This is a genomic window from Polynucleobacter sp. 35-46-11 (assembly GCF_002281105.1).
Genome location: NZ_NCFJ01000123.1, coordinates 1 through 5,987, shown reverse-complemented (window position 1 = coordinate 5,987; position 5,987 = coordinate 1). Strand labels below are relative to the sequence as shown.

9 protein-coding genes are annotated in these 5,987 nt (G+C 46.3%); 4 read left to right on the top strand and 5 right to left on the bottom strand.

The genetic code is table 11. The features are described 5' to 3' along the window. The 3 genes from B7Y67_RS09605 to B7Y67_RS09595 all read right to left on the bottom strand — a co-directional run. A partial coding sequence (locus B7Y67_RS09605) for a TAXI family TRAP transporter solute-binding subunit (RefSeq protein ID WP_293598451.1) occupies window positions 1-665 on the bottom strand: 665 nt, incomplete at its 3' end. A gap of 29 nt (window positions 666-694) precedes the next feature. After that, a complete protein-coding gene (locus B7Y67_RS09600) occupies window positions 695-1,621 on the bottom strand; it encodes a dihydrodipicolinate synthase family protein (RefSeq protein ID WP_293598450.1) in 927 nt (308 codons plus the stop codon). A 12-nt stretch (window positions 1,622-1,633) separates the two neighbouring features. Further along, complete coding sequence (locus B7Y67_RS09595) at window positions 1,634-2,563, bottom strand: 2-hydroxyacid dehydrogenase (protein ID WP_293598449.1); 930 nt, start codon at window positions 2,561-2,563, stop codon at window positions 1,634-1,636. Window positions 2,564-2,648: 85 nt separating this feature from the next. On the opposite strand from B7Y67_RS09595, the gene B7Y67_RS09590 reads away from it, so the two are divergent. Further along, window positions 2,649-3,590 carry a 3-hydroxyacyl-CoA dehydrogenase family protein gene (locus tag B7Y67_RS09590; RefSeq protein ID WP_293598448.1) on the top strand — a complete coding sequence of 314 codons (942 nt, stop codon included), beginning with the start codon at window positions 2,649-2,651 and terminating at the stop codon, window positions 3,588-3,590. A gap of 39 nt (window positions 3,591-3,629) precedes the next feature. Then, on the top strand, window positions 3,630-4,310 hold the full coding sequence (locus B7Y67_RS09585) for a cytochrome b/b6 domain-containing protein (RefSeq protein ID WP_293598447.1): 681 nt from the start codon (window positions 3,630-3,632) through the stop codon (window positions 4,308-4,310). On the opposite strand, the gene B7Y67_RS09580 is transcribed toward B7Y67_RS09585, so the two are convergent. After that, the gene (locus tag B7Y67_RS09580; protein WP_293598446.1) at window positions 4,311-4,760 is read right to left on the bottom strand and encodes a cytochrome c; all 450 of its coding nucleotides are present in this window, start codon (window positions 4,758-4,760) and stop codon (window positions 4,311-4,313) included. It lies immediately after the preceding gene. A gap of 87 nt (window positions 4,761-4,847) precedes the next feature. Next, window positions 4,848-5,510: a site-2 protease family protein gene (locus B7Y67_RS09575; RefSeq protein WP_293598445.1), complete on the bottom strand. Its 663-nt coding sequence runs from the start codon at window positions 5,508-5,510 to the stop codon at window positions 4,848-4,850. Between the two features lie 28 nt (window positions 5,511-5,538). Between B7Y67_RS09575 and B7Y67_RS09570 the strand changes: the two genes are divergently transcribed. After that, a complete protein-coding gene (locus B7Y67_RS09570; protein ID WP_293598444.1) occupies window positions 5,539-5,706 on the top strand; it encodes a hypothetical protein in 168 nt (55 codons plus the stop codon). A 44-nt stretch (window positions 5,707-5,750) separates the two neighbouring features. Then, window positions 5,751-5,888 (top strand): hypothetical protein, encoded by a 138-nt coding sequence (locus B7Y67_RS09565; RefSeq protein WP_170217005.1) that lies wholly within the window; start codon window positions 5,751-5,753, stop codon window positions 5,886-5,888. Window positions 5,889-5,987 lie beyond the last annotated feature (99 nt).

The window sequence follows — 5,987 nt, the reverse complement described above, 5'->3', positions numbered from 1 at the left end:
CCATACTTCTTATTCATAGCGCCAACTTCGGCAGCGTTATCTACCATCACGATTTTCATGCCAGGGCTATTGGCAAGGTCAGTAACGGCTGCAGTAGGTAGGCCACCAACCCAGAAGAAGGCATCGATTTTGCGGTCTTTAACGGCATTGACAGATTCAGCTACGCTCAAACGCTCGCGCTTCACATCTTTATCTTTATCTAAACCAGCAGCTTCGAGTAGGCGGAAAGCCATCACTTCAGTTGCGCTACCTGGGGCGCCAGTACTAACACGCTTACCTTTGAGGTCTTTCATGGATTTGATGCCAGTAGATTCAACTGTCACAACGTGCATGAGGTTTGGATAGAGCACCAAGAGGGAGCGCAAATCAATTTTCTTGTTAGTGAATTTACCTTCACCATCTTTAGCATCCTTAGCAGCATCAGCCATAGAAAAGCCAACATAAGGCTTGCCTGTGCCAATAAGGTTAAGGTTGTCTACAGATCCTCCAGTAACTTCAGCAGTCGCAGACATGCCTGGTACTTTGCTAGAAAGTACTGAGGCTAAGCCACCACCCATTGGGTAATAAACGCCACCGGTACCGCCGGTTGCAATTGAGAGGTTCTGCGCTTGTGCGGAACCGAACAACATGGCGAGAGATACTGCAATTACTTTAATAAGCTTCATTTTTTGTCTCCTGTTTTACTTCTATGTAATTAAAGGCCTGGCATGCTGAAATTGATTTTTTGTAGCTCGCTGAGTAACTTTGCTTGCTGGTCTGCGCTGAGTTGCATGAGTGGTGGGCGTACGCGTAACCACTCTGGATCTTTACTGAAATGGGCAACTGCAGTTTTCATACCGGCAATCATTTGATACTGAGCAAATACAGAGCGTACTTGATCTAAGGCAGCTTGACGTTGATCTGCGTCAGATTCTCTCCAATGGGCTGCTAATTCGGCAATAGCCCTAGGGTTTACGTTAGCGGTTGCAGAGATACAGCCAACTCCGCCAGCACGAAGGGCGCGCATGAGGAAGGTTTCACTGCCTGCGTAAACACGGAATCCTGATGGTGCTAACAGCTTGATAACAGATTCTGTGTAGGCCCAATCACCAGAACTGTCTTTCATACCGACAACAGTTTTGGGGTATTCCTTCGCTAAGCGCTCCAGCAAAGAAAGGCTAAGGTTGATCTTGGTGACAGGAGGGATGTTGTAAATGTAAATTTGCAAAGCTGTGTTGCCAACCTTTTGAATCACTTCTGAGAAGTAAGCAAAGAGACCATCATCAGTAATATCTTTGTAGTAGAACGGTGGCAGCATCAATACGCCGGCGCACTTATGTTCAAGCGCATGACGAGTCATATTGACCGCAGCATCAATAGATGTGGCACCCGTACCAGGCATCATGTGTGCTGGGTTTAAGCCGCCCTCTACTAGAGAGGTTAAGGTCGCCATCTTTTGGCGGGCAGACATAGAGTTGGCTTCAGAGTTCGTGCCGAAGATCGCTTGACCAACACCATTAGCCTCAAGCCATTGGCATTGCTTCAGTAATTTTTGCGCATCGGGACTACCGTCCTCTTTAAATGGAGTCAATACAGGTGAGAGCACTGCAGGTAGTGTGGAAGGGTGTAGGGAAATTGTCATACTTACTCCGTTTTAATTTTTTACTTCTGTCAGAAGTGTTTTTTTATTATAGAAAGCTTCTAAATTATCTATTGCTAAATTTGTCATCAATTGTCGCGTTTCAGAAGTAGCACTTCCAATATGCGGTGTTAGTAAGACATTATCAAGATTTAGAAACCCGATGTTTGGATTTGGTTCATTTTCAAATACATCGAGTGCTGCACCAGCAATGATATTTTGCTGCAGTGCAACTAAAAGTGCGGTCTCATCCACCACGCTTCCACGTGCAATATTGATGAGGAAGCCCTTAGTGCCTAAGGCCGATAGGACTTCAGCGTTAACCATTTTCTCTGTTTCTGGGGTGGCAGGGCAGGCCAAGAAAAGAACATCAGATGCCTTTGCTAAAGATTGGATATCGGGAAAGTACTCATAAGGAACTTCTTTACGGCTTGGGCCAGTGTAGGCAATCTTGACTTTGAATGCCTCTAGGCGTTTAGCCAGGTCTTGTCCGATGCGACCCATTCCCGCAATGCCGACGCACTTACCGGCAAGAGTAGTGGTAACTGTAAATAAACCTTTTGACCAAGCTGCACTTTTAACAAATTCATGCGCTTGGGGTATGCGACGCAATAAGCCGAATAGCATGCCAACCGCCAGCTCACAAACAGCGTCATTTAAAACGCCTGGGGTATTGCTAGCTTTGATTCCCTTGGCCTTGAGGTAGCCTAGGGGAAGGTTATCGTAGCCTACCCCACAAGTGGCAACCATCTTTAATAGGGGGAGTTTCTCGAGTAATGCGACGGGTAGTTGAGTGTTTGAGCGAATCAAAATGCTCTCGTAAGAGCCTGGGGGGAGCTTGGCGTTGAGGTCAGGGTAGCGAACCGGGGTAATGCGTTGGTCAATTGCCTTTTGCATTACCTCAGGAAATTGTCCGACCTGCAGTACTGAATTGACTGGGATCATGTCTCACTTACTTTTTTATTGGAATAATGAAAGTATTGTAAGAGGATTTGTAATCCTTATCTTGCCCCCCGAAGGAGAAATTGAGATGCTGTTTACCCCGTCTGAAACAAAGGTCGTCATCGTTGGTGGCGGCACTATGGGCGCTGATGTAGCGGCCGTATGCGCACGCGGGGGTTGTGCTGTTCAGGTGCTGGAGCCTACTACAGAGCGTCGAGCACTTTTGCCAGATTATTTTGCTAACACCATGATAGATCTGGGTTATGAGCATCGTCTCCATTTGCTAACGACTGCTGGCTCCTTGGAGGAAATAGATTGGTCTGAGATTGATCTGGTGATTGAGTGCGTCCCCGAGCGCTTGGATATTAAGCAAGAGTTATTTGCCAAACTGGAGCAGTACGCAAAACCGGAAGCAGTCTTGGCAAGTAACAGTACTAGCTTTCCAATCAGTGATATCTCAAAAGGATTGAAGACAGCTGCAAGGATGATTGGCTTGCATTTCTTCATGCCTGCACATTTAGTGCCTTGCGTAGAAGTGGTGTACGGTCAAAAGACTTCGCCCATGGTTGGCGAAAGCCTTTCTCGTTTGATGACAGCTTGTGGCATGGTTCCCGTTACCGTGAAAAAAGATTTGCCAGGTTTTCTGGCTAACCGCCTGCAGCATGCTTTATCGCGTGAAGCTTTTGCCATGGTCGATGCTGGCATTGCTAGTTTGGAAGATATCGATAAGGCCGTCCGCTTTGGCTTTGGCTTTCGTTATATCGCGGCAGGCCCTGCAATGCAGAGAGACCATGCGGGGCTAGATGTGCATGGTGCAGGTGGAGCGACGATATATCCAACTCTGAATAATTCCCCTGATATTGCGAAATGCTTAAGTGATCGTATCGCCAGCGGTAAGTTGGGTATGAAGACTGGCGAGGGTTTCTATTCCTGGACTGCAGAAACCATGAAAGCAGAGCGAGAGCGTTACCAAGAAGCCTTGCGGGAAGGATTAAAGATTATCCAAAAGGATTTGCCTGAGATTAAATAAATTCAGGGACAAGCTCTTGCATTGATTTATTCTGCAAGGATGAAAAAGATCATCCGTGTTTGGGATTTGCCGATTCGCCTGTTTCACTGGCTCTTAGTCATTTGTATTGTTCTGAGCTTTATTACCGTGAAGATTGGCGGTAATGCCATGGACTTCCATGCCTTAGTCGGCTATTGCGTTCTAAGCTTAATTATTTTTCGAATCTGCTGGGGCTTGATTGGTTCATACCATGCCCGCTTCATTCATTTTGTTCCAAGTCCTAAAGGACTAATTAATTACCTATTGGGCAAAACCAAGGCTGGTCTTGGCCATAACCCTCTAGGCGCCCTATCAGTTCTGGGATTACTTTTTTCAGTGGGTCTTCAGGCTGTGACGGGTCTATTTGCAAATGACGATATTGCTTTTGAGGGACCGTTTGCAAAATATGTTTCGAATGAAACGGTTCAGGTGCTCACCTCAATTCATTACTTCAATGAAAACATTCTCATCATATTGATTGCACTCCATCTTTGTGCGATTGTGTATTACCAAAAATTCAAGGGCGAGAATTTAATCAAACCCATGTTGGTGGGCGATAAAGAAATTGACCCAAGCGATCAGGCAAACTATCTGCCATCTGACTTGGGTCAGGCCTCCAAGGATGGAGGTCTGCAACGCGGCTCGGCTTTATTGCTGCTGAGCCTGATTGCGGTAATTCTGGTTTACTTCATTAAGGGCTGATTACTTTTTCTTAAAGTCATCATGGCAACCTTTGCAGGTAGCACCAGCTGCACCAAAGGCCTTCTTGATGGCTTCTTGATCGCCTGACTGTGCTGCAGTGTTCAGGTTGGCTACGGCAAGCTGCATTTTTTCTCCAGCAGCTTTAAATTTAGCATTGTCTGACCAAACCCCTGGAAGCGCATTGCCACCCTCAGTGCCTGGACCAAATGCTTGCCATGGCAAAGTGGAGAGAGTTGCAACAACTGCTGCATTCTTGGCTACCTCATCTTTGTTAAATGGGGCCTCACCTTTAACTACTGCGCCAATTTTCCCAAAAGAATTAGCCATCACCGTATAAACACTTTGACGATACTTAATTGCATCTTCGGGTTTTTTAAATTGTGCATAAGCGATTCCGCTTGCCAATAATGTTGGTGCAAGTGTTGCTAAAACAAGGTGCTTGAGTTTCATAAGGGCTCCATTCATTTCTTTAAAAGTGGTGCTAAAAATACTTGTATTCAGAATACTCCCGAATACTGGGTTTTGCCGATAGAAATTTTAGAAAACCATCTGTAACGGCAGTGTCACGAAGTAGAGGATGGATTTAAAGAAGGCAATCAAAGGCTCCATCCAAAAACTGCCAATGACGCCGGTAAATACAAGCCCTAGAACAATAAAGAAGCCCCAGGGCTCCAGCTTGCCTAAGGCAATTGATTGGCGCGCCGGCAAAAGGCTGGATAGAATGCGACCCCCGTCTAGGGGTGGTAGAGGGAACAGATTAAACACCATGAGCACTAAATTCCAAGTAATGCCAGCTTGTGACATTCCCAATAAGAACTGCTCATTAACTCCAAATCCAATGAGAGTAATCAAGAAAATGGCCCAAATGAGGGCTTGAGCGAAATTTGAGCCAGGTCCTGCTAGGGCTACCCAAATTGAGTCAATTCGGGGGTTGCGTAAGCGCCCAAAGTTCACCGGTACTGGCTTGGCATAACCAATTAAAAATGGTGAGCTTGCCAAAATCAACATCAGGGGGATCAGGATAGTGCCCACTGGATCTATATGTTTAATGGGGTTCAGGCTGACCCTGCCCAGCATATACGCGGTATTGTCACCAAAATAGCGGGCTGCATAGCCATGCGCTGCCTCATGGATGGTGATGGCAAAAATCAAAGGAATCGCATTAATAGCGATAGCTTGGATAGAATAGTCAGTAATCATGGCAATATGATATCCATAGGAGCAAAAAGTGACTGACGATAAAAAACCTGAATCAAAAACCCTGGCTAAGCCAGTAGCAGCTAAGCCTGTAGCCCGTCCACCAGCCCCAAAAGGCCCATCTGGTCCTGGCGGAAGGCCTCAGGCAGGCTTTGGCGGCGGAAAAGGCATGATGCGTAAGGCTGGCCGCGGCCGATAGTGGATAATTGCAGCACTATTTAATGTGTTTAATGAGGATTTAGCATGAACGAATGGCATAAAGAGTCGAAAGAAGAAGTCAATAAGAAAATCATCACCTTGATCGTGATGTTGGCAGCCGCTACTAGCTTGGCTATTTTGTTTGCTTTAGTTGCAGCTCATACTGGTTACGTATTCGGCTAATCCGTATTAATGACTAGCCATCGCCAACCTGCAGTATTTGCAGGCCATGGCAGTCCGATGTACGCCATTGAGCCCAATCGCTACACAGCGGCATGGGCC